We start from the raw sequence: 23539 nt of genomic DNA, 5'->3' as shown, positions 1-23539 counted from the left end.
GTGATGGATCATCAAATCGCTGACGCTGTTTTCATCGGTACCGGCGGGTGGACTAGAACAAGTGGCTGGCTGATTCACCTTTCGTGAATGAGTTCTGCATTCTAGGATTAAGTTTTTGCAAAGGCAATGCAATTAATAATCATTTGCATCTAGAATATATTCGTCCGAGTCGGGAGTGTCCACGTCGGTTTGTTTTCTTTTCTTCAGGGATCCAAGGACGTGAACACTTTTACCTCCAACTCCACCTCCATCGACACCATCGCTGCGGCGGATTCGAATCATGCGAACCATGATCGCGCCGCCTCCCTGAAACAGGCCACCAGCCGGGCCCATGAGGCGCTGGATGCTGACATCATGCGCTTCGATCCCTTCGGCTCGGCGCAACGCTATGGCTGCTTCCTGCAGATGCAATATGCCTTCCACCGTGATGTCGCGGCCCTGTTCGAGGATGCCGCGCTGAACCGCTTCTTTCCGCGTCTGAGGGAGCGTTCGCGCCTGACGCAGGTCATCGCCGACCTGCAAGATGTGGGCGTGCCGCTGCCGGAGCTTCCGGCGCCGGTGTTCTCTGCGGGCAGCTTCAGCCTGCCGGCTGCGATCGGCTGGTTGTATGTCGAAGAAGGTTCGAATCTGGGCGGGGCGTTTCTCTACAAGATGGCGGCCCGGCTCGGTCTGCACTGCAACCATGGTGCGCGCCATCTGGCGCCGCATCCGGAGGGCCGTGCGCCCAACTGGCGCGGTTTCGTCGCCCAGCTCAATGCCATCGCGCTGGATGCTTCTGCCGAGGCGCAGGTCATTGAGGCGGCGGGTGACGCTTTTGCACGGGTATCGTCCCATGTCAGGCAGTTCTGCCGCGTTCCCTCGGCGGGGATGGCAGCGTGACCAGGCCTGCGGCCGGACAGGGCGATGCGGGAGTGCGCAGGCTGGTGCAGTGGGGCTGGCTGCTGCTGGCTTATGCGAGCCTGGCCGTTGGCGTGATCGCCATCTTCATTCCCGGACTGCCGACCACGGAGTTCATCCTGCTGTCAGCCTGGGCCGCCAGCCGGGGCTCTCCGCGCCTGCAGCACTGGCTGGAAGGGCATCGCCTGTTCGGACCCATGATCTACAACTGGCGTCATGGCCGTGCCGTGACGATTCGCGCCAAGCTCAGCGCCTCGCTGACGATGATGCTGTGTCTGCTCATCATGGGGCTGACCATCCATCATCACCGCTGGATCATCCTCCTGGCGGCACTCGGCATGGCGCTGGGGGCTGCGTGGATGTGGTCTCGCCCCGCGCCCGCCGGGAGCGGGAAGGCTGAGAACGCCCTGCCCGAAAAAAATCCCCCCGGTGCATGACGCAACAGGGGGATGGGAGGCCGGGCGCTTAGCGCTGCTCTGCCTTGTTTCTCTCCTGGCCCGGACTCATCCTGTGTTGCGCAAGCCCGCCGCCACGCCATTGATGGTGAGGTGGATGCCGCGCTGCACGCGCTCTTCCGGCGTGCGCTTGGCCGCTGCGGTAGCACGGTGGCGCCTGATCAGCTCGACCTGCAGGTGGTTCAGCGGATCGAGATAGGCAAAGCGGTTCTTGATCGAGCGCGCCAGCAGCGGATTGCCCGACAGGCGTTCCTTGCTGCCGGTGATGGCCGAGAGCATGGCGCTGGTACGTTCATGCTCGTCGGTGATGCGGCCGAAGATGGTGGTACGCAGCTTGCGGTCGGCCACCAGCCCGGCATAGCGCGAGGCCACGGCCAGGTCGGTCTTGGAGAGCACCATGTCCATGTTCGACAACAGGGCCGCGAAGAACGGCCATTCCTTGCACATGGCGCGCAGGGTGGCCAGGCGTTTTGCGCTTTCCTTGGCGTTGCCGGCTTGCTCCAGCCAGCCCGAGACCGCGCTGCCGAAGCCATACCAGCCCGGGAAGAGCAGGCGGCACTGGCCCCACGAGAAGCCCCAGGGAATCGCGCGCAGATCCTCGATGCGCTGGGTCGCCTTGCGCGAGGCCGGGCGCGAACCGATGTTCAGTTGCGCGATTTCGGCAATGGGCGTGGCCGCGAAGAAGTAATCGGTGAAGCCCGGAGTCTCGTAGACCAGGTTGCGATAGGCGCGATAGGCACGCTCCGACAGTTCTTCCATGACACGCTCGAACTCGGCCAGCTTCCTGGCTTCCTTGCCATCGGTGGCGGCCGGCATCAGGCTCGCTTCCAGCGTGGCGGCGACCAGCAGCTCCAGATTGCGGCGGCCGATTTCCGGATTGGAGAACTTGGAGGCGATGATTTCACCCTGTTCGGTCAGACGGATCTGGCCGTTGACCGTGCCCGGCGGCTGCGCCAGGATGGCCTGATAGCTGGGGCCGCCGCCACGGCCGACGGTGCCGCCGCGGCCGTGGAAGAGGCGCAGCTTCACGCCGGCTTCATTGAACAGTTCCACCAGCTGGTTCTCGGCCTTGTAGAGCTCCCAGTTGGAGGTGAGGAAGCCGCCATCCTTGTTGGAATCCGAATAGCCAAGCATCACTTCCTGCAGCTTGCCGTGCTTGGCGATCAAGCCCTTGACCTGCGGCAGGGTCAGCCATCCGCGCATGATCTCGGCCGCACAGCGCAAGTCGGGGATGGTCTCGAAGAGCGGAATGACCATCAGCTCCAGTTCCTGCAGTTGGTTGCCCTCGATGTGCAGCAGACCCGTTTCCTTTTGCAGCAGCAGGACTTCCAGCAGGTCGGACAGGGTTTCGGTGTGCGAGATGATGTAGTTGCGGATGGCGCGCTCGCCATAGCGGCGGCGGATTTCACGCGCGGCACGCAGGATGGTCAGCTCGGAATTGGTTTCATCGGCGTACTGCAGGTAGGGCGAATACAGCAGGCGCGGGCGCGACAGTTCGCCCAGCAGCAAGGTGATCTTGCGTTCTTCGGTCAGGCCCGCGTAATCGGCCTCGACCTGGGCCTTGGCAAACAGCTCGGCCAGCACGCGCTCATGCACGTCGGAGCTTTGGCGCATGTCCAGCGTAGCCAGGTGGAAGCCGAAGATTTCCACGGCACGCTTCAATCCGGCCAGGCGCGGCTTGACCAGCGCGGCACCGTGATGGGCCTGCAGCGAGGCCACCAGCACCTCCAGTTCGGCCACGCATTCGGCCGGGCTGGCGTAGGGCGCGGCGGTGCCGATTTCCTGGCGCAGGATGTTGACCACGCCCAGCGAACGGGCCGTGGCAGCCAGGCGCGCATAGATGCCGATGAGCGCACGGCGGTAGGGTTCGTCGGCGCGGTGCTCGGAGTGATCCGGCGAGGCATCGGCCAGGGCCAGCAGTTCCGGGCTGGCATCGACCATCAGGGTGGAGATGGACATCTCGGCCCCCAGCGTGTGCACTTCGTCGAGGTAGTAATCGAAGATGGTGGTGGACTGGCGCTTCAACGCATGCTGCATGGTGGCGGCATTGACGTTGGGATTGCCGTCGCGGTCGCCGCCGATCCAGCTGCCCATCTGCAGGTAGGGCGGTAGTTCGGTGGGGCGGGTCTTGGCGCGCGAGGGGAACTGGCTGTCGATCTCGGCTTCGATGTCGTCATACAGGGCTGGCAGTTCGCGCAGGAAAGTGATGCGGTAGTAGGAGAGGGCGTTCTCGATCTCGTCGGCCACCGTCAGCTTGGTATAGCGCAGCATGCGCGTCTGCCACAGCGTGGCGATGCGCGCGCGCAGCAGTTCGGTGTTGTGGCGCAGTTCGCGCGGGGTCAGCGGCAGGTCGCGTTCGGCCACCAGGCGGGCAATCTCGCGCTCGGCGTCCAGGATGGACTTGCGCTGTACTTCGGTGGGGTGGGCGGTCAGCACCGGTGAGACCAGCGCTTCCTTCAGGAAACTGCGCACTTGCGCGCCCGAGACCCCGGCATCATCCAGGCGCGAGAGGGCATAGGCCACGCTGCCGGGCTGGGCTTCGGAACCGGCCAGCAGGTGCGCACGGCGGCGGCGGTTGTGGTGCTGGTCCTCGGCAATGTTGGCCAGGTGTGAGAAATACGAAAACGCGCGTACCACCGAATTGGTCTGGTCGCGGGTCAGTTTCTTCAAGAGCTTGTCCAGTTCGGCACCGGCTTTGGCATCGGATTCGCGGCGAAAACGCACGGCGGTCTGGCGGATGGTTTCCACCACCTCGAAGACTTCATCGCCTTCCTGTTCCCGCACGACTTCGCCCAGGAGGCGGCCGAGCAGGCGGATGTCTTCCTTCAGAGGCGCATCCTTGTCGGTGCTGCGCACGGGTTTGGTGGCGGGTTTGCTGGCCGTGCTGCTCTTGGCGGCAGCGATGGAGCGGGGCGTGGATGTGGAGGAACGGGCACTGCGTTTAGTTGGATTTGTAGTCGCCATGATCAACGGTTGCTGCGGTTTTCGTGAGAGAAAGTCGTGCTGGTGGATCGGATTGCCGTAGGTGTGCGTGCTAGAATTTGCCTCGTTTTTTGTATGCGTCTCGCTTCTGGTCTCGTTTCTGGTTTGTTTGATCGATCGTCGTAGCGGGTCGCTCCTGATCGCTTTTTTTAATCGTATTGTTCAGTCTGGATTCGCCGGTCTCCTGCTTTCCTTGTCTCCTCTGCCGCGTCTGCTACGACTGAATCGGAAAGCCTGTCTTGAAAGAATTTCCTCCTTCCAACATCGTCATCGTCTCGCGTGAAAGCCGCCTTGCCATGTGGCAGGCCGAGTACGTGCGGGACCGTCTGGCCGCATTATATCCGCAGTGCAGCATCAATATCCTCGGAACCACCACGCGGGGCGACCAGATTCTTGATCGTGCGCTGTCCAAGGTCGGCGGCAAGGGCCTGTTCGTCAAGGAATTGGAAGTAGCCATGGCCGAAGGCCGCGCTGATCTCGCCGTGCACTGCCTCAAGGACATGCCGATGGACCTGCCCGAAGGCTTCGAGCTGGCCGCCATCCTGGAGCGCGAAGATGCGCGCGACGCCTTCGTCTCCAATGACTACGATTCGCTCGATGCCCTGCCTGAGGGCGCCATCGTCGGCACCAGCAGCCTGCGTCGCCAGGCCATGATCGCCGCGCGCTATCCGCAACTGGTGGTCAAGCCGCTGCGCGGCAATCTCGATACCCGCCTGGCCAAGCTGGATCGCGGCGACTATGCCGCCATCATCCTGGCCGTGGCCGGGCTGAACCGCCTGGGCCTGAAGGCGCGCATCCGCTCCTTCCTCGATCCCGAACAAAGCCTGCCCTCGCCGGGCCAGGGCACGCTGGCCATCGAGATCCCCGAGGGCCGTGACGATATCAGGCGCCTGCTGGCACCGTTGCATGACGAGCCCGCTGCCGTGGTGTCGGCCGCCGAGCGCTCGGTTTCGCGCATCTTCGGCGCCAGCTGCCAGATTCCGCTGGCCGCCTATGCCACGCTGGACGGTGAACGCCTGCACCTGCGCGCCATGATCGCCACGCCCGACGGTGCGCAAGCCGCCGCTGCCGAGGCCGAGGGTTCGCCGGACGCCCCCGAAGCCCTGGGCGCGCAAGTGGCCGCCCTGCTCAAGTCGCGCGGTGCCGACGCCATCCTGGCGCTGTGCAAGGCCCAGGCCGATGCCGCTTCTGCCTGAGAGCGCAGCGCCGTTGCCGGTGGTCGTGACGCGACCGCTGCAACAGGCCGGCGGCTTTGCCGCGCGCGTCCAGCAACTTGGACGGCGCGCCGTGGTGTTTCCGCTGCTGACCATCGGTCCGGTCGAGGATGCGACCGAACTCAAGGCCACGCTGGCGCGCCTGCCGGAATTTGCGCTGGTGGTCTTCGTCAGTCCCAATGCCATCGATGCCGCCTTTGCGCATCTGCAGGGCTGGCCGCGCCAGTTGCCCATCGGCATCGTCGGCGAGGGCAGCCGGGTTGCCTTGCGCGCGCATGGCGTGGAGGGCTGCAACGCCACGATCTATGGTCCGCAGCGCGCCGACAAGATGGATTCGGAGGAATTGTTCAAATCCCTCCCCTTGGAACAATTGCGCGGCAAGCGCGCTCTGATCGTGCGCGGCCAGGATGGTCGGGATTTCCTCAGTGAAGCTTTGCGACAACAAGGTGTCGAGGTCGAGCACGTGACCGCCTACCGCCGCCTGGCGCCCGAACTGGACGCCCCGGGCCGCCTGCAACTGCTGGAATTGCTGGACGGCGGCGCCGACTGGGTGATCACCAGTTCGGAGGCCTTGCGCAATTTGCTTCATATGGCAAGACTAGCCGGGGGCGAGGAACGTGTGGTAAAACTGCAACGACAACGCATCGTCGTCTCCCACCACAGGATCGCCGAGACCGCGCGGGAGCTGGGTTTCGTGCAGGTCGACCTGACCGGATCGGGGGATGAACGCCTGCTTGCCGCCCTAGCTCCACCCGCTCCCTGAGCGGCCGCGTAATTTGCCGCGTTACAATCCAGCCCATGAACGAACAGCAACCCATTCCCCAATTGCCGGAGCCTCAACCGCAAGCCAGCCACACCGCTGGCACTGCGGCCCCGCAGGCGTCCTATACTTTCACTCCTCCGGACGGCACGGCCGTGCTGCGCCGCCGCCAGCGTGCACAGACCGTCGTGTTGCTGCTGGTCATCGCCGGCCTGGGCGCGCAGTGGTGGGTCTCGCATACCGAACTGCGCGACCTGCGCAGCGAAGTTGCGCAGCGCCTGCAGAATGGCGACAACAACAGCAATGAATTGAAGGGTGTCTTGAAGTCGGTACAGGAAAGCACCAAGGAACTGCAATCCAAGGTCAGCGTGCTCGACAGCAAGCAGGCCGAATCCCAGAGCCAGCAACTGGCGCTGGAGCAGATGTACCAGGATCTGAACAAGAACCGCGACGACTGGGCCCTCTCCGAAATCGAGGAAGTGCTCTCCACCGCCGACCAGCAGCTGGAACTGGCCGGCAACGTGCAAGGCGCGCTGATCGCCCTGCAGAACGCCGACAAGAGCCTGTCGCGCTCGGACAAGGCGCAGTTCATCGCCATCCGCCGCGCGCTGGCGCGTGACATTGAGCGCCTCAAGGCTCTGCCCACGGTGGACATCGCCGGTATCGCCGTGCGCCTGGACAGCGCCATCGGCCAGGTCGACAACCTGCCGTTGCTGGTCGATGAGCGTCCGGTGGAATCGGCCAGCGAGCCCAAGCCGCAGCCGGTGAAGACCGCTGCCGTCGACAAGCCGGCCGCCAAGGGTGACACCAGCCACGCCAAGACCCGCGCCGAAGCAGCGCCCGCCGAAGCTTCCGCCTGGTCGCAATGGCTGGCCGGTGCCCGCGAAACCTGGCAGAGCATGAGTACCGAGATGTGGTCCGAGCTGCGCCAGCTGGTACGTATCCGCGAAGTGCAGACGCCCGAAGCCATCCTGCTCTCGCCGGGTCAGGCCTACTTCGTGCGCGAGAACCTCAAGCTGCGCCTCTTGAATGCGCGCCTGGCACTGCTCTCGCGCAACGAGTTCGCCTTCCGTAACGACCTGGCCTCGGCCCAGGACACCATCGCCAAGTATTTCGATACCCGCGCCAAGCAGGTCCAGACCATCCAGGCGCTGTTGAAGCAGGTGCAGGGCAGCAATGTCTCCATCCAGTTGCCGACGCTGGCCGAAAGCCTCAATGCCGTGCGCAACTACAAGGCCCGTCCGTGAGCCGCTGACGGGAACCTGATATGAAAATACTGCTCTGGCTTCTGACCCTCTTCGCGTCCGCCATCGGCCTGGCCGTGCTGGCGCGCTTCAACCCGGGCAATGTGGTGCTGTTCTATCCGCCGTACCGCATCGACCTGTCGCTGAACTTCTTCCTCTTCGCCCTGCTGGCGGTGTTCCTGACCATCTACGTGGTCATCCGCGCCATCCGCCTGACGCAGAAGTTGCCCGGCCGCGTGATCGCCTATCGCCGTGCCAAGCGCGAGAACGAAAGCAACAAAGCCCTGCGCGATTCCCTGAAAGCCTACTTTGAAGGCCGCTTCGGCCAGGCTGAAAAATCGGCCACACGCGCCGCCGACCTGCCCGACAACGCCGGCATCGCAGCGCTCGTGGCCGCCCGTGCCGCGCACCGCATGCGCCAGGGCGACCGCCGCGACATCTGGCTGGCCAGCACCGAAGTCGATCCGACCTTGAAGGCCGCACGCCTGATGACGGCACTGGAACTGCAAGTGGACGAACACCACTTCAAGCAGGCGCTGGAAACCGTGGAAGAGTTGAACGCCAACGGCACCCGCCACATCCAGGCCCTGCAATGGGCGCTCAAGGCCAACCAGCAAGCCAAGAACTGGCCCGAGGTACTGCGCCTGGTCCAGACCCTGGACAAGCGCAATGCCCTGCATCCGGCCCTCTCCAATCGTCTGCGCGAGATGGCCTACGACGCCTTGCTGTCGGACCGTTCGCACGATGCCGAATCGATCCGCCTCTTGTGGAATGGCGTGCCCGGTGCGGACAAGCTGAAACCCTACATAGCGGTGCGTGCCGCCCACGCCTTCTCCAGCCGTGGCCTGCATGATGAAGCGCGCAGCCTGCTGGAGCGCGCCCTGGCGGCCGACTGGGACATCCGCCTCTTGCGTGCCTATCGCGAATCGACCGCCGAAGCCGGCTCGCCGGCCTTGCTCTCGCAGATCGAGCATTGCGAATCCTGGCTGGCCAGGAATCCGACCGATGCCGAACTGGCGCTGACCCTGGGCATGTTCTGCCTGCGCCAGAAGTTGTGGGGCAAGGCCCAGCGCCATCTGGAGCAAGCCTTGTCGGATGCCATCGAGCCGCGTACCGTGCGTGAATCTCACCTGGCCCTGGCCCAGCTGCATGAAGCCCTGGACCAGCCCGATCAGGCTGCCGGCCACTACAAGCAATGCGCGCTGGCCACGGCCATCCGCTGAACTTGTTGTCGTGACGAATGACCAAGGCGGAAGCGGCGCAAGCCCTTCCGCCTTTTTCATGGCCGCTACCGGGCACTGTCATGTTGGCGTAAGTTGCACCGGCCAAGATGCCGGACAGGTGCCGAATGCCGCTATAATTGCGGCTTTCCGATGTCAGGCTTGCCATCCATGAGCATTAAGCCCCGTTTAATGCTGTTTGATTCAGCGTTAATGCTGATGCAATGCCGACCGGAAACCGCTTTTCCGTTTCTTTCCCTAGTGAGAATCCCATGAGCCTGAACAACGTCCCCGCTGGCCGCGACCTGCCCAATGACTTCAACGTGATCATCGAAATCCCGATGAACGCCGATCCGATCAAGTACGAAGTGGACAAGGACACCGGCGCCATTTTCGTCGACCGTTTCATGGGCACCGCCATGCACTATCCGTGCAACTACGGCTACATCCCCCAGACCCTGTCGCAAGACGGCGATCCGGTGGACGTGCTGGTGATCACCCCGTTCCCGCTGATCCCTGGCGTGGTGGTGCGCTGCCGTCCCATCGGCGTGCTGAAGATGGCCGATGAATCCGGCATCGACGCCAAGCTGCTGGCCGTGCCGGTCGACAAGATCCTGCCGATCTACACCCACTGGCAGAAGCCGGAAGACCTGAACGAACTGCGCCTGAACCAGATCAAGCACTTCTTCGAACACTACAAGGATCTGGAAAAGGGCAAGTGGGTCAAGGTCGAAGGCTGGGAAGGCCCGGACGCCGCCCGCGCTGAAATCCTGGCCGGTGTGGAAGCGTTCAAGAACGCCAAGTAATTCCCCGTCAGCAAGGCATAAAAAATCGCCCGACAGGTTTGTGCCTGTCGGGCGATTTTCATTTCATGACCGGCATGTGGCCGGTCGATGCGGTCAATGTCTGGTCAATCCAGCTTGGCCGCGTGCTCGCGGGTTGCATGGAAGGTGATCTCCGGCCAGCGTTCCTGCGTCAGGCGCAGGTTCACGCCCGAGCTGGCCAGGTAAGCCATGTTGCCGGCCGCATCGATAGCCAGGTTGGCACCGGCCGAGGACTTCTCGAAGTCGGCCAGTTTCTTCTTGTCATCGCAGCTGATCCAGCGGGCGCTGCTGATGCTGGTGCCTTCAAACACCGCATCCACGCCATATTCATTCAGCAGGCGGCTGGCCACCACTTCGAACTGCAGCACGCCCACCGCACCCAGGATCAGGTCGCTGCCGGTCACCGGCTTGAAGACCTGCACCGCACCTTCTTCGCCCAGCTGCTGCAGGCCCTTGTGCAACTGCTTGATCTTGAGCGGATTGCGGATGCGCGCCACGCGGAAGAAGTCCGGGGCGAAGTAGGGAATGCCGGTGAACTGCAGCATCTCGCCTTCGGAGAAGCTGTCGCCGATCTGCATGTTGCCGTGGTTGGGCAGGCCGATGATGTCGCCGGCATAGGCTTCTTCCACCTGTTCGCGGCTGGAGGCCATGAAGGTCACCACCGACGACACCTTGATGTCGCGGTTCAGACGCAGGTGCTTCAGTTTCATGCCGCGTTCGAAGCGGCCCGAGCATACGCGCAGGAAGGCGATGCGGTCGCGGTGCGCCGGGTCCATGTTGGCCTGGATCTTGAAGACGAAACCGGAGAAGGGCTCCTCCGTCGGCTTGACCTCGCGCACGGTGGCGTCGCGCCCACCCGGACCCGGGGCCCAGTCCAGCAGCGCATCCAGAATCTCGCGCACGCCGAAGTTGTTGATGGCCGAACCGAAGAACACCGGGGTCTGCACACCGGCCAGAAAATCGTCCAGGTTGAAGGGATGGGAGGCACCATGCACCAGTTCCACTTCCATCTTGAGCTGTTCGATTTCCAGCGGGAACATCTCGGCCAGCTTGGGATTGTCGATGCCCTTGATGATTTCCACGCTGCCATTGGCGCGCTCTTCACCGGCCTTGAACAACATGATCTCGTCACGCAGCAGGTGATACACCCCACGGAAATTCTTGCCCATGCCGATCGGCCAGGTCACCGGCGCGCACTGAATCTTCAGCACCGACTCCAGCTCATCGAGCAGTTCCAGCGAATCGCGGGTTTCGCGGTCCAGCTTGTTCATGAAGGTGATGATGGGCGTATTGCGCATGCGGCAGACGTTCAACAACTTGATGGTCTGCTCTTCCACGCCCTTGGCGGCATCGATCACCATCAGCGCCGAGTCCACGGCAGTCAACACGCGATAGGTGTCTTCGGAGAAGTCCTGGTGGCCGGGGGTGTCGAGCAGGTTGACCACGTGGTCGCGGTACTCGAACTGCATCACCGAGCTGGCCACCGAGATGCCGCGCTGCTTTTCGATCTCCATCCAGTCCGAGGTCGCATGGCGGCCGCTCTTGCGGGCCTTCACGGTGCCGGCCAGCTGGATCGCGCCGGAGAACAGCAGCAGCTTTTCGGTCAGCGTGGTTTTACCGGCGTCGGGGTGGGAGATGATGCCGAAGGTGCGGCGTCGCTTGACTTCGCGCGCGATCAGGTCGGACGAGACCTTGGGACTGGCGCTGGGCGCACTGGCGCCTTCATCGGCTGCGCCGGTGGCATCGGTGAGTTCGTTGCTGGGTTCTTGCATGGCGGATCGGTCGGGGTCGGAGGCCGCAGGAACGCGGCCCCTGGCGCGGCTGGACGATCCAACCCGCATGGCCGGCCGGCGCGCACTGTCCCTGTTCAATCCAAGGAGGCGCCGCAGGCCCTGTTCCGTAAGCTCTGGAAAACCGGGGATTATAACTGAAGCGGCCCGCTTGCCCGCATGTTTGCCGGATGGCAACGTGCCGGGCAGGCGGGGCCAGGCCCGGCAACATTCACTCAGGAACGCTCGTCGCGGCGCTCATCACGCCTGTCCTCGCGCCGCTGGTGGGCTTCGCGCTGCTGGGCTTGCAGCTGGTGCGCCTGCTGCGCGCGCTGCGCGGCCTGATGCTGCTGTTCACGCTGCTGGTTCAGCATCTGTTGCTGGCGTTGCGATTCATGCAGCTGCTGTTGCTGCTGGCGCATCTGCTCTTCGCGCTGCCGTTGCTGCATCTGCTGCTGCACCTGTTGCTGGTGCTGCTGCCACTGGCGCTCCTGGCCCTGCTGCTGTTGACGCTGCGCCTGTGCCTGCTGTTCACGCTGGCGCTGCTGCTCGCGCATCATCTGCTCGCGTTGCCGCAACTGGTCATTGGCCTGCTGTTCGCGCTGGCGTTGCTGATCGATGGCCTGGCGCTGGCGTAACTGGTCCTGCTGTGCTGCGCGCTGCTGGAGGTTATCGACCACCGGCAACGGATGGGCTGCATTGGCCTGCAGCGACTGTGCCTGCGGCCCACGCGCCTGCGGCTGAGCCTGTACCAGACTCTGCGCCTGCGGCGGCGACAGCGGGCGCTGTCCCGGCGGCGGCGCCAGGGCAGGGGCCGGCTGCTGGGCATAGCGGCCACCGGCGTAGCGGGCATCGTGATGCCATACCACCGGGCGCTGGCTCATCGTTGCGTTGCCATTGATCGTGACGTTGTTGTTGACGATGCGATTATTGATGACGTTGGTGTTGTTGACGTTGGTCACATTGGTGACGTTGTTGATGCGCGTCTGGGTCACCAGCACCTGACGCTGGTGCCAGTCAGGACGGGCATCGCCGAAGACCGCGCTCATCACGCCGATGCCCACGCCAAAGCTGATGCTGGCCGAGAATCCCGGCTCATAGCTGGGCGGACGATAGCGCGGCGGCGGTGCCCACACCACCGGCGGGGCGGACGGCCACCACCAGCTGCCATACACTACGGTCGGGTTGTAGTAGGGCACATAGACCACCTGCGGATTGACCGGCACGATCTCGATCACCTCATCCTGCACCACCACGCGCTGCTGCGGACTGGATTCGAGCGTGCCGGCAATGCGTGCGCGTTCGCGCAGGTTCTGCACCGTATCCATCACGGCCGGCTGCTGTCCCAGGAAGGCCTGGCCCAGTTGCTGCATCCAGTCCAGGCGGTCATTCATCATCGCCAGCACCGACGGAAACTGCACCAGTGCCTTCACGCTCGGATCCCACGGCATCGGTGCCACGGCGCGTGCCAGGCCATCCCCCTGCAGGCCGGGCCGCGCTTCCACGAAGCGCTGGGCTTGTACCACCTCCAGCGGATAGGTCGAGGCCATCAGCACCTGGGCCAGCAGCGAATCCGGATACAGCGCCACGGGCGCCAGCATCTGGTCCAGCTGCTGCTGGGTATAGACCGCCGGTGCGGGCGGGGTAGCGGTCTGTGCCTGCACAGGCATGCCCGAGACCAGCGAAAAGACCAGGCAAGCGGCCCAGGCCAGGGTTGATTTGTTCATGTCGTTCTCCTTGCGGGAATAGGTGCGACGGAAGAGCTGACCGACCAACTGCGGCGTCCAGCGCACCACGTTGAAGCTATGGTCCGTCAGTGCGGACCGGCAAGGTGTAACGGAAGTGCAAGCGATGTTTCAGTCAAAGCGTCGCCGCTTTCATCGCGTTGCCGGACGGAAAGTCTTGCGCAGGGCGGGGTAGCCTGTGGCATCATGAACGGCCACGGAACGAATCTCATCAGCGGCATCGAGCCATCGCGCCCTAAGGATGTGCGCCCCGATCCCTCGCCAATGACCTCACCGGGCTTCGCTACGGCTCGCCACGATGGGCCGCAGCGGCGTCGCACCGGAAGAGGGGAAACGTTCTAAACTGTTTTCGCAAAAGATCGCGTGCAGCAGGCAGCAGGTACCAAGGCAAACTTTTTACGACAACAAGCCAACAAGCAAGGAACGACCATGAGCCATCACCTGATCTGGCGGCGCGATGATTTTCTCATCGACACCGATCCCGACCGGCTGGACATCCCCCTCATCCATGACGTACTGACCCATTCGAGCTGGTCTCCCGGCATCGACCTCAACACCGTGCGCACGGCGCTGGCCAACAGCCTGTGCTTCGGTCTTTATCGCGGCAAGCAGCAGATCGGCTTTGCCCGCGTGGTGACCGATCACGCCACCTTCGGTTATCTGTGCGACGTCTTCGTCGTCGGCGACCTGCGCGGCCAGGGCCTGGGTCGCTGGATGATCGAATCGGTAAATCAGCATCCGACCCTGCAGCGACTGCGCCGCGTCATGCTGACCACCTCCACCGCGCCCTGGCTGTATGCCAGCTGCGGATTCGAAGCCATCAATCGCGGTGACTTCGTGTGGCATATCTCGCGTCCGGATATCTATCGCCAGAACGCGCAGCAGTAACTTCTTCCTCTTCTGAATCAGCGGAGCGCAGGTTGGCTCCGCTGCTTTCTTGTCCAATGCAGATCGGTGGTGGGGAAAAACTTAGTTTTTTTTCTTCACGGACGGCTGTATCGCCTTTTCCCTATGTCGTGCCGTTGATTTCCGCATGTGATTTCGCGCCGCGAGAGAAAACCTTGTTTTTCCGGATTACCTAAGTTTTTTTATTGCATACGCCGCCTTATACGCGTCTTTGCGGCGGATGCAACTAAGTTTTTGCGATCCATTGATTCAGTGTCATTGCGCGCGCCGCAAAGATGATCCGTGTCAAGAATCGACCAGATGTGAAGTTTTAAAATTTTCACAGACTTATAATTTTTTGACACCCTCATTTCAACCCATCGATCCGCTATCCCGGCATCGACGCGCGACACCTGATCATGACCATTGCCAACAAACTCCGCCTTCTGCTGCTCGCCGTCGTCCTCGGCCTGGTCAGCGTCACCGGCCTGAGCGTCTACCACAGCAACCGTATCGCCGATGCCGCCAGCTACTCTTCCATGAACACCGTGCCCAGCCTGCTGGTGCTGGGCGAGGCGGGCGAAGCGATCTTCCGCATTCGGGTCGGCATCTGGCGCTATGCAGCTGCCACCGATCCGGCCACCCGTGCCAGGCTGGAGCAATCGATGAACCTGCAGCGTGAGAAGGTCATCGCCGCCTTCGACCGCTATGAGAAGGAAGATATCTCCGATGCCACCGATCGCCAGTTGCTGCAGGACGACCGTGACACCTTCGCCGACTATGAGAAAAACCGCCAGACCGTCATTGCCCTCGGTGCCCAGGGCAAGACGGAAGAAGCCCTGAAAGCCGTCGAGCAACTGGTCGTCCCGCCCGGCGACAAGCTCATCAAGGCCCTGGCTGCGCATCGCAGCTACAACGATCAGCTCGGCCAGCAGGGCGTGCAGGCCGCGCGCACCAGCCTGCGTTCGGCGGTGTACCAGGCCGTGCTGATGAGCCTGGCGGTGTTTGTGGTGGTGGGCGCGGTGAGCCTGCTGATTTCGCGCACCATTTCCAGGGCCCTGGGCGAAGCCGTCCTGGCTGCCCGCGCCATCGCCAGCGGTGACCTCAGCATGCGCATCCGCCGCCGCACCAACGATGAAGTGGGGCAGTTGATGCAGGCCATCCAGCAGATGACCGACAGCCTGGTGCGCATCGTCAGCAACGTGCGCAACAGTGCCAACACCATCGCCACCGCCACCGCCGAGATCGCGGCCGGCAATCTCGATCTGTCGGCCCGCACCGAGGCCCAGGCAGGTTCCATCGAAGAGACGGCGGCGGCCATGCAGCAGCTCACCACCACCGTGCGCCAGAATGCCGACAGCGCGCAGCAGGCCAATGCACTGGCGGCCTCGGCCTCCAGCGTCGCCGCCGAGGGCGGCCAGGCCGTGCAGCAGGTGGTGCAGACCATGGAGGCCATCAATACTTCCTCGCTGAAGATCGTGGACATCATCAGCGTGATCGACGGTATCGCCTTCCAGACCAACATCCTCGCCCTGAACGCCGCCGTCGAAGCCGCCCGCGCCGGCGAGCAGGGGCGTGGCTTTGCGGTAGTGGCGGCCGAAGTCCGTTCACTGGCGCAGCGCTCGGCCGCTGCCGCGCGCGAGATCAAGGAACTGATCGATGATTCGGTCGGCAAGGTGGAAAGCGGCAGTCATCTCGTCGCGCAGGCTGGCCAGACCATGCAGCAGGTGGTCGACAGCGTGCGCCGCGTGACCGATATCGTCGGACACATCACGGTGGCCAGTGCCGAGCAGAGCGATGGCATCGTTCAGGTCAATCAGGCCGTGGCCCTGATGGATCAGTCCACCCAGCAGAACGCCGCACTGGTGGAGCAGGCTGCCGCGGCATCACAGTCCATGCGCGATCAGGCCATGATGCTGGCCGATGCGATGGCGGTGTTCAAGCTGGGGCATCAGGTGCAGATGATCGGAGAGGGCGAGGCGCCACAGGATAGCGTTACCACGACGCGGCAGGAGGTATTGGCGCTGCCTGCCTGATTTGGGTCTGCGGACTGGCTTGCCTCCCAACCAAGTGCAGGTGATCATTCTTCAATGAAACAACAAGGGCGCATCTCTGCGCCCTTGTTCAGGTTGATGACGAACCCCGTGTTTTCGAACACGGGGTTTTGTTTTTCAGGCGCAGGTAATTTGCAGATGGTCGATGGCGCAGAAGCCAAGCAATGCGCTCATTTTTCTCTGTAGCCACTTTTGTACGCTGGCATAGGCGTTCAAGCCCGGTAAAAGCGCGCGCAAGCGCGCCACCAGCAGGGCAATCTTCTTCATGTTCTGGGCCGCCGCCGCCAACAAGCACTGCTCGGCGACCTTGCGCAAGCCGCGCATGCGGGCATAGCGATGTCCGTGCAATTGCTTGGCGTCGGCGAAGCTGCGTTCTACCGTTTCCTTGCGTCGGGCATAGATGCGCTTGCCCCATTCGGTACGACGCCGATCATCCACCTTCTCCTTGGAACGCTCCCACACATGGCGCGTCACCACCTTGACCGCATTGGCGCTATTGGTGCATTGCTCGCGTACCTTGCAGCCCCGGCATTGTTCAGGCTTGGATTTGTATTCCCGATACCCCTGCCGATTGGTGGTGCTGTAGTGCAAGGACTGGCCCTGCGGGCAGATGTATTCGTCACGGTAGGCATCGTACTCATACGCCCGTTTAAAGAATGTCCCCGGCTTGTGGTTGGGTGTGCGGTAGCCCATCACGCCGCTGATCTCGCGATTCTCCAGTCCCTGGCAGACGGCCGGTGTGAAATAGCCAGCATCCAGGCCAACGGCCTGTACATCAAATCCGAACGTCTGGCGCTGACGATCCAGGCGTGCCAGATAAGGTTGACTGTCATGGACTGAGGCGGGCGTGACATGGGTATCGGTAATGATGCAATGCTTGGCATCGACGGTGCGGTGATCCAGGTAGAAGAAGCCCTTGGGCTTGTCGTCGCGCACCATGTAGCCGCTCTCGGGATCGGTGCGACTAACCTTGATCTCTTTGGTGGGCGGCTCATCATCATCGTCACGTTTGAGCGGCTTCTTGCCATGCTCGGCACGGTCGATATCCACAGCCGCATCCAGTTCGGCCAGATAGGCCGAGGGTGTCTGGGCAACTTGAACGTAGTCGAACTTGTTCTTGTTGGCGTTGGCCTTGAGGTGGGTGCTGTCGCTGTAGAGCACACGGCCATCGACCATGCCGCGTCCAATGGCCTGGCGCACGATCTCGTCGAAGATGTCTTGATAGACGGTGGTATCAATGAAGCGGCGGCGCCGGTTCTGGGAGAAGGTGGAGGAGTCCGGCACCTTGTCGGTCAGACGGAATCCGGCAAACCAGCGATAGGCCACGTTGACCTGGACCTCGCGGATGAGCTGGCGCTCGCTGCGGATACCGAAGAGGTAGCCGATGAACAAGAGCTTGAAGAGTACCACCGGGTCCAGTGCCGGGCGGCCATTGTCGGCGCAATACAGATGCGCCACCTTCTCGCGGATGAACTCGAAATCCACCGCCGCGTCGATCTTGCGCAGCAGGTGGTCCTTGGGCACGAGCATCTCGATGGTCACCATCTCTAACTCGTGCTGGGCGGCTGTCGGTTTTTTGAGCATGACCGATTAAACAACAAAGCCTTGGCTCTCGCCAGGGCTTTGTCATCAATCTGAACAAGGGCGCATCTCTGCGCCCTTGTTGTTTTCATCGTCTGCCTGGAGGGATCAATGCGACGTCGCTTCTCCGGTCTTCTCCGGCATGGCCGAGGAATGATGGCTGCTGATCAGCCAGTCCCGGCCATCCCATTCATAGGTGAAGGTGTAGCGGGCATGCACGACCTGGCCGGTGGTGCCGAAGGTGAAGCTGTAGAGGCCGGCGTCGATGGCGGTATTGCAGCCGATCCAGAGCCAGCGCTGGTCGATCTTGCCGACTGGTTTGTTGTGCAGGAAGTGTTCGAAGTAATCGATGCGCTCTTCGTTGGTAAAGCGGGGCTTGTTGGAAACGGTCGGCAACAGCAGCGAGCGAGGGGCATAGTTGGCGGCCACGGCTTCGGGCTTGAGCGTTTGCAGTGACTGGTTCCAGCGGTCGAACAAGCCGGCGATTTCCTTTCCGCTGGTGACCTTGCAGACCGGGTTGTTGCCGGGGCCTGCAATTGCCATGTCCGGCGCGGGATTGGGCGCTTGGGTCGAGGCGCAGGCGGTGAGGATGAATGCCGATGCGGACAGGCAAAGCACTGATTTCATGTTGGTCTCCCTGGTGATTGATGTATTCAGGTGTTACGCCGGGCATTTTACGAGCCTGCCGGTCAGCATGGCAAATGTCTGACCGGAGTCGTTGCCAAGACATCACGTCTTCTCACAATGGGTGCTTGCTGCACAACAGACAACAGCCTGCCTCAGGATGCCCGTCTGATAAGGTGAAAGGAGACAGCCACCACACCCAGGGCCGCCACGAATACGATCACCATGAACAGTGACTCACTTCTGTACTTTCGATCCAGCTCAGCTTGTGTGGTCGGAGTGCCGTGGTAATAGTTCACGCCATCTGACGTGGCAATCGCCACCAGCGTCTTTCCGCAAAAGCCAGCTGTGATCTCCTTTCCGGCGATTGGCTTGAGGTGTTCATAGAGCGGGGGGCATTGTTTCGTGCAACCGGTGAGGTAGGTGCGGCGAAATGTCTTTCCTTCTCCGCTCTCGATCACGACTGTTCTTCCAAGATAGTGGACGATGCCTTGTACTGATCGGTCGGCGGTGGTGTGGCCGGAGTCCGTGGTGGTGCATGTGTCTGCTTTGGGGGGATGGAAGACTCCCATCAGGAAGGGCGAAATGAAGAGGATGTACAGTACGCCAAAAAATACGCCTAGCAACGGCCCCGTTAAATCCTGATTGGATGATTTCATCATTGAATTGCAGTAGAAGAACGCGATCATTACTTCATAGTTCACTATTTCCGAGCCGACAAAATATGGAAAAGAGTGAACTCCGGCATGGACGTATTTTTATATGGTTAACGGCAAGATCTACATAGAGGAAGACGCGGCCAAATCATATGGTTATCAAGCTCGCTGGTATCGGGTTGAGTCGACTGCAGAGCAGGGTGGTCTGGTCGGGCCAGTGGGAAAACAGGTGCATGTATATTATGACCCGCATGCTTCGGGGCGCTCTGTCCTTGCTCGCCAAGGAGGCAGTTAAACATGGCCTCTAAGTATGGGTATAGGTGTGATACAAACGGCCATGCTGAGAATCCGCATGGTGTTCAATCAGTCTTAATCCCTGGCTTTTAAACGATTCAGTCAGTTCCCGGCCGGCATAGGCGCGCTGATAAAACTGCCAATGCTCCGTGCTGCGTTTCGGCCCGTCTTCTTTCGAGACGGTGAGGGTAGACAGGAATAGCTCATTTCTTTGCTCTGTTATCTGGGTTTGCGCAATATGGGTATAGCGGGCGTTTGCAAAGGTCCACTCGCCTCGACAGTCAAAGTATTTTGAGGAGTGGATTGAATCAACGTCGTAGGCATCGATGAGGAGGCGGGCTGATGGATGCCTGATAAGCGCCGCCTTGAGTGAATGAGCAGCCTGGTCTACCAAGGTATTGCTGTGAAGATAGGCCGTGACAGCGCCCAGCACGACGATCGTGTCGAAACATTCTCGAAAGGGAAGCTGCGTTATATCGGCCTGTATGGCTGACACGTTGGGAAGTCTCTGTCGTCCGATGGCTAACATTTCCGGGTCCAGATCAACGATGACCCAAGAGGAATCGGCGATGGATTTGGCAAGCTCAAAGTAGCTGCCGATCCATAATACTTTTGAAGATCCTTTGATTACCTTATCAAGTCGCGTGTGGTCCAGCCAGTGACTGGACCACGCACTGTAGTAAGCGTTGAGGAACAAGGCTCGGTCAGACGGCATTACGCTGCCAGTCATGCTGCAACAATTCGGAAAGAACATTTATCGCCTTTTTCGTAACTCCGGTAAGGCCGCTTCGGAATAAAGGGTCACATGAGGAGAAAGAAGGACATCGTGTCGGGCACATGGCACCTAAGGTAAGCGGCCCTCTTCGTTTTCATAGACGTGCATTGCCACGCCTTCAATGCTACGGCCTTCCATCGCCATGCACAATGCGTTGCAATTCATAATCGGGTCGCTGCACTTTTTGACCTGCGTCCAAATTAACTGTTCGCCCCAGAGCGGAGACCCCGCTACGCGCCCATTGTTGCCTCGTTCAATTTTTCTCCGCACGTCAATACGGCTCAGCGCCAACGCTTACGTTCAGTATCGCTGTGCTTGGGATGTGCTTTGCACTGTGGGTGCGGTTTTGGTGCAGTAGATGGATCAAGAGGCGACTTTGACGCGGTGAGCGCGTCCCGCCTGATGAATCGCCGGGTACCTGATATGCAAGGAAAACGAGCCAGAGAGATGGCCTGCCCTGAGGGACTCGAACCCCCGACCTATGGCTTAGAAGGCCATTGCTCTATCCAGTTGAGCTAAGGGCAGTTCGGCGTGGCTGGCGGTGTGATGCTGCGCTGATGCGCTACCGCCAACGATCCAGAAAAGAAAACGGGCTGTCTGCGACAGCCCGTTTTTGATGAGTGGTCGGAGTACAAGGATTCGAACCTTGGACCCCCTGGTCCCAAACCAGGTGCGCTACCGGGCTGCGCTACACTCCGAGAAGCGAGATAATAACAGCATCCCTCGCAAACGGTCAACTGCGTTCACGATTTCCTCCTCTCATCGCCTAAGCTGCCGTCTCACGCTCCCTTGCTTCGGCCGCTGCCAGCACCTTGATCTCCACCATCAGCTTCTTGATCTCCGGCACGCAGGAACCACAATTGCCGCCCGCCTTCAGGCAGGCCGTGACCTGACTCACCTCGCTCAAGCCCTGCTCGCGGATGGCATTGCAGATGGTGTTGCGACCCACGCCAAAACAGGAGCAGACGGTCGGTCCGGTGTCGGCACCTTTCTCGATGGGCTGGCCTACCAGCAGGCCCACGCGGTCGGCCTCGGCCAGCTTGTCCTTGGCGAACAGGCCCGCCAGCCACGAGCGGGAGGGCAGGTCAGGGCGGGCCGACATGAACAGGCACATGTCGATGCGGTCATCGACCACGTGCACGGCACGATAGCTGCCGTCGCTCAAGTCTTCATATTCCAGCCAGTCGGCATCGTCCGCCTGCACGCCCAGCAAGGCGCGCGCCCAGGCGGTGTGGTCACTGATCTGATTGCGTCCGGCCAGTTCATAACGCACGAAATCACGGCCCTGCACGCGCGTCCAGTGCGTGATGTCGTCCAGCTCCAGCGCATGGCGGGTCAGGATGAAGCCATGCCAACCCACGCGGAATTCCTCGATGGCTACCGGCGTGTGCTTGAACTCCGGTTCGCCCGAGACCGGATCGACCACCGGATTGACCACCGCACCCACGCGCGCATCGGAAGCGGACTGGCCGTTCCAGTGGATAGGCACGAACACCGCACCACGGGGAATCCCGCCGCCATGCTGCACGCGCGCCACCATCGCGCCCCAGCGGCTGCTGATGCGCGCCAGGCCACCTTCGCGCACACCATACAGCAAGGCATCCTGCGGGTGGATGTCGATGAAGGACTCGGGGATGTGGCTGGCCAGCGTGGCCGATTTGCCCGTGCGCGTCATGGTGTGCCAGTGGTCGCGCACGCGGCCGGTGTTGAGGATCAGCGGGTAATCCTCGCAAACGGCGTGTCCCGGCGTGCGCGGTGCGGTCGGCACGAAACGGGCGCGGCCATCGGCGTGGGTGAAACGATGATCTTCCAGTACGCGTGCCGTGCCGCTGATGCTGCCATCGGACAAGCGCTGCACCGGCCACTGGATCGGTGTCATCGCGTCATAGCCAGCCTTGTCCATCCCCGTCAGGCCGGAGAGATTGAAGACCCGGCGTGCGCGGCGTGCATGCCCTGCATCGGCTTCTCCATTGCGATGCGCGGACAGGCGCGCATGTTCATCGAAGATCGCATGCGGGCCCTCGAAATCAAATCCCGCAAAGCCCATGCGCTGTGCGACGTCGCAGATGATCTGCCAGTCACCGCGTGCCTCGCCCGGTGCCGTGAGGAAAGCCCGCTGCCGGGAAATGCGGCGCTCGGAATTGGTGACCGTGCCATCCTTCTCGCCCCAGGCCAGCGCCGGTAGCAGCACGTGAGCGAAGGCATTGGTATCGGTGCGGGTGATGACGTCGGAGGACACCACCAGCTCGCACTTCTGCAAGGCACGCTGCACCAGGTCGGCATCGGGCAGGCTCACCAATGGATTGGTGGCCATGATCCACACCGCCTTGATGCGACCTTCCTCGATGGCGCGGAACATGTCCACGGCCTTCATGCCCGGCTTGTCCGCGATGCGCGGGGATTGCCAGAATTCCTGCACGATCTCGCGGTGCAATGGCTGGTCCAGGTCCATGTGCGCGGCCAGCATGTTGGCCAGGCCGCCGACCTCGCGTCCGCCCATGGCATTGGGCTGACCGGTGATGGAGAAGGGGCCCATGCCGGGCTTGCCGATGCGGCCGGTGGCCAGATGGCAGTTGATGATGCTGTTCACCTTGTCGCTGCCCACCGAGGACTGGTTCACGCCCATGGAAAAACCGGTAACGACTTTCTCGTTCTGGGCAAAGGCTTCGTAGAAGGCCAGCAGATCGTCGAGGCCGACCTTGCAGATCCGCGCTACCGTGGCGGGATCGGCGCAATCGGCATCGGCCATCGCCAGTGCTTCGTCAAAACCATTCGTATGCGCGGCGATGAAGGCATTGTCACGCAGGCCGCGATGAGCCAGGTAGCTCATCAGTCCATTGAAGAGCCACACATCGGTGCCTGCCTTGACCGGCAAGTGCAGGTCCGCCAGTTCGCAGGTCGCGGTGCGGCGCGGGTCGATCACGATCAGGCGCATGGACGGGCGGGTTTCCTTGAGCCTGGCGATGCGCTGGAACAGGATGGGGTGGCACCACGCCGCATTCGATCCTACCAGCACGATCAGGTCGGCCAGTTCCAGATCTTCATAGCAGACCGGTACCAGGTCTTCACCGAAGGCGCGCTTGTGTCCGGCCACTGCCGAGGACATGCACAGCCGCGAATTGGTATCGATGTTGGCGCTGCCGATATAGCCCTTCATGAGCTTGTTGGCGATGTAGTAGTCCTCGGTCAGCAACTGGCCCGAGACGTAGAGCGCCACTGCATCGGGTCCATGCGCATCGATGATGGCCGAGAACTTGCCGGCCACGTGGTCCAGTGCATGATCCCACGAGACCTGCTGCAGCTGGCCCTGCGCATCGCGCAGTTGCGGATGCAGCAGGCGGCCATCGAGGTCGACCGTTTCACCCAGTGCCGATCCTTTGACGCACAGGCGGCCGAAGTTGGCCGGGTGCTGCGCATCGCCCTGGATGCCCAGGCTGCCATCCTGCTTCATGGAGGCCGTCACCCCGCAACCCACGCCGCAATAGGGGCAGGTGGTCGATGTGGTGGTCACGGCCAGGGCCAGCGGAGTCTGGGAGAGATTCATTGCTATCCTTTGTTAC

The 23539-nt window shown here is 61.9% G+C and carries 17 protein-coding genes and 2 tRNA genes; 9 read left to right on the top strand and 10 right to left on the bottom strand.

The features are described 5' to 3' along the window. Positions 1-219 precede the first annotated feature (219 nt). Together AACH55_RS15130 and AACH55_RS15125 are read left to right on the top strand one after the other, a co-directional pair. On the top strand, positions 220-879 hold the full coding sequence (locus tag AACH55_RS15130) for a biliverdin-producing heme oxygenase (RefSeq protein ID WP_338715429.1): 660 nt from the start codon (positions 220-222) through the stop codon (positions 877-879). After that, a complete protein-coding gene (locus AACH55_RS15125; RefSeq protein WP_338715427.1) occupies positions 876-1334 on the top strand; it encodes a YbaN family protein in 459 nt (152 codons plus the stop codon). Before AACH55_RS15130 ends, AACH55_RS15125 begins: the two co-directional genes overlap by 4 nt. Positions 1335-1400: 66 nt before the next feature. Here AACH55_RS15125 and ppc read toward each other — a convergent pair whose 3' ends face one another. Beyond that, positions 1401-4316, bottom strand: coding sequence for a phosphoenolpyruvate carboxylase (ppc, locus tag AACH55_RS15120; protein WP_338715426.1), 2916 nt, complete (start codon positions 4314-4316; stop codon positions 1401-1403). A 257-nt stretch (positions 4317-4573) separates the two neighbouring features. On the opposite strand from ppc, the gene hemC reads away from it, so the two are divergent. The 5 genes from hemC (at position 4574) to ppa (ending at position 9578) form a co-directional block, all read left to right on the top strand. After that, on the top strand, positions 4574-5530 hold the full coding sequence (gene hemC, locus AACH55_RS15115) for a hydroxymethylbilane synthase (RefSeq protein ID WP_338715424.1): 957 nt from the start codon (positions 4574-4576) through the stop codon (positions 5528-5530). Next, positions 5514-6311: a uroporphyrinogen-III synthase gene (locus AACH55_RS15110; protein ID WP_338715422.1), complete on the top strand. Its 798-nt coding sequence runs from the start codon at positions 5514-5516 to the stop codon at positions 6309-6311. Before hemC ends, AACH55_RS15110 begins: the two co-directional genes overlap by 17 nt. 35 nt (positions 6312-6346) lie before the next feature. Continuing rightward, positions 6347-7555 (top strand): uroporphyrinogen-III C-methyltransferase, encoded by a 1209-nt coding sequence (locus tag AACH55_RS15105; protein WP_338715420.1) that lies wholly within the window; start codon positions 6347-6349, stop codon positions 7553-7555. Positions 7556-7575: 20 nt separating this feature from the next. Beyond that, complete coding sequence (locus AACH55_RS15100; RefSeq protein ID WP_338715419.1) at positions 7576-8775, top strand: heme biosynthesis protein HemY; 1200 nt, start codon at positions 7576-7578, stop codon at positions 8773-8775. Positions 8776-9044: 269 nt separating this feature from the next. Further along, positions 9045-9578 (top strand): inorganic diphosphatase, encoded by a 534-nt coding sequence (gene ppa / locus AACH55_RS15095; protein WP_006463345.1) that lies wholly within the window; start codon positions 9045-9047, stop codon positions 9576-9578. A 104-nt stretch (positions 9579-9682) separates the two neighbouring features. On the opposite strand, the gene AACH55_RS15090 is transcribed toward ppa, so the two are convergent. Together AACH55_RS15090 and AACH55_RS15085 are read right to left on the bottom strand one after the other, a co-directional pair. Continuing rightward, positions 9683-11368, bottom strand: coding sequence for a peptide chain release factor 3 (locus AACH55_RS15090; RefSeq protein WP_338715412.1), 1686 nt, complete (start codon positions 11366-11368; stop codon positions 9683-9685). A 233-nt stretch (positions 11369-11601) separates the two neighbouring features. Next, a complete protein-coding gene (locus tag AACH55_RS15085; protein WP_338715411.1) occupies positions 11602-13092 on the bottom strand; it encodes a DUF3300 domain-containing protein in 1491 nt (496 codons plus the stop codon). Positions 13093-13539: 447 nt separating this feature from the next. Between AACH55_RS15085 and AACH55_RS15080 the strand changes: the two genes are divergently transcribed. Both AACH55_RS15080 and AACH55_RS15075 read left to right on the top strand, forming a co-directional pair. After that, positions 13540-13998, top strand: coding sequence for a GNAT family N-acetyltransferase (locus AACH55_RS15080; RefSeq protein WP_338715410.1), 459 nt, complete (start codon positions 13540-13542; stop codon positions 13996-13998). Positions 13999-14414: 416 nt separating this feature from the next. Next, complete coding sequence (locus tag AACH55_RS15075) at positions 14415-16031, top strand: methyl-accepting chemotaxis protein (protein WP_338715409.1); 1617 nt, start codon at positions 14415-14417, stop codon at positions 16029-16031. A 135-nt stretch (positions 16032-16166) separates the two neighbouring features. Here the strand turns inward: AACH55_RS15075 and AACH55_RS15070 are convergent, their stop codons facing one another. The 7 genes from AACH55_RS15070 to AACH55_RS15040 form a co-directional block, all read right to left on the bottom strand. Beyond that, entirely contained in the window at positions 16167-17633 is a 1467-nt protein-coding gene (locus tag AACH55_RS15070) for an IS1182 family transposase (RefSeq protein WP_338714814.1), read from the bottom strand. Positions 17634-17738: 105 nt separating this feature from the next. Then, positions 17739-18257, bottom strand: a complete 519-nt coding sequence (locus AACH55_RS15065) for a DUF4440 domain-containing protein (RefSeq protein WP_338715408.1) — start codon at positions 18255-18257, stop codon at positions 17739-17741. Between the two features lie 152 nt (positions 18258-18409). Then, on the bottom strand, positions 18410-18958 hold the full coding sequence (locus AACH55_RS15060) for a hypothetical protein (protein WP_338715407.1): 549 nt from the start codon (positions 18956-18958) through the stop codon (positions 18410-18412). A 256-nt stretch (positions 18959-19214) separates the two neighbouring features. After that, positions 19215-19934 carry a class I SAM-dependent methyltransferase gene (locus AACH55_RS15055; protein WP_338715406.1) on the bottom strand — a complete coding sequence of 240 codons (720 nt, stop codon included), beginning with the start codon at positions 19932-19934 and terminating at the stop codon, positions 19215-19217. 493 nt (positions 19935-20427) lie between these two features. Beyond that, positions 20428-20504 (bottom strand) — tRNA-Arg (locus AACH55_RS15050). Positions 20505-20600: 96 nt separating this feature from the next. Then, positions 20601-20677, bottom strand: a tRNA-Pro gene (locus AACH55_RS15045). A gap of 68 nt (positions 20678-20745) precedes the next feature. Further along, positions 20746-23523 carry a molybdopterin-dependent oxidoreductase gene (locus AACH55_RS15040; RefSeq protein WP_338715405.1) on the bottom strand — a complete coding sequence of 926 codons (2778 nt, stop codon included), beginning with the start codon at positions 23521-23523 and terminating at the stop codon, positions 20746-20748. Between the last annotated feature and the right edge of the window lie 16 nt (positions 23524-23539).

It is taken from the genome of Herbaspirillum sp. DW155 (assembly GCF_037076565.1).
Classification (GTDB): domain Bacteria; phylum Pseudomonadota; class Gammaproteobacteria; order Burkholderiales; family Burkholderiaceae_D; genus Herbaspirillum.
This window is presented reverse-complemented; position numbering and strand designations above follow the sequence as displayed.